The sequence below is a fragment of the Massilia eburnea genome (assembly GCF_009720745.1).
Lineage (GTDB): Bacteria > Pseudomonadota > Gammaproteobacteria > Burkholderiales > Burkholderiaceae_D > Rugamonas > Rugamonas eburnea.
The window spans coordinates 1-677 of record NZ_WNKX01000068.1 but is presented as its reverse complement, the minus strand read 5'-3'; the positions used below and the strand labels follow the sequence as shown (position 1 = coordinate 677).

At 55.1% G+C, this 677-nt stretch carries 1 protein-coding gene; it reads right to left on the bottom strand.

Going from position 1 to position 677, the window contains the following annotated elements; genetic code table 11:
* Nucleotides 1–677 (bottom strand): VENN motif pre-toxin domain-containing protein (locus GM658_RS28590; RefSeq protein WP_155457507.1); only part of this gene is annotated, 677 nt, incomplete at both ends.

Below are 677 nucleotides of genomic sequence, written 5' to 3'. Positions count from 1 at the left end.
TCATCGACAGAGGCTTTCGCTTCAGCCGCTGTCGGCTTTCTGAAAGCAGCGTTGGGGATATCGGGTATTGCTGCTTGAGCGTTCAATTCCTCCACACACATCCTGTCGCCGCGCATCAAGCAATCGAACTTCATTGCGTCGTTGTCGAGTGATTTCTTGGCGTATTTATTGTTGATGGCAAATTCTTCAGGTTTCGAACATCCGCCTGCTTTCTGCTTGCATTTCTCAAGCTCCAATTTCCAGTTGGCTGCCTGTGGAATGCTCAGCATGTTGTTCTCAACTGCGTTCGTTGCCACCTGCCCGCCAATCGCTGCATTAAAAGCAGTGCCTCCAGCGGCTCCAGATAACAGCGCGCCAATGGCGCTGGACAAAGCGGTGACGTTGTTGACTTGATCCGGCGTGAGCTTGTCACGTTGCAGTACACCGTTCGCGTCGAACGCCTGCGGATAGAGTTCCTTCGTCAGGACCTGGGCGGCCAATTCGCCTCCACCGCCAGCAAGCGCACCGCCTGCTGCGCTGGAGTGATTGGCAACGGCCAATGCCGCACCCAGGACCGCATGGCTCAAATCCTGCAGTGTCTGGTTTTCATTTCCCTTCGTTTTGAAGTAATCACCAATTTCAGCAGCTGCATACGGTGCCGCCGCATTGGCCGCGATCTGCGTTCCTGCTTGACCGGC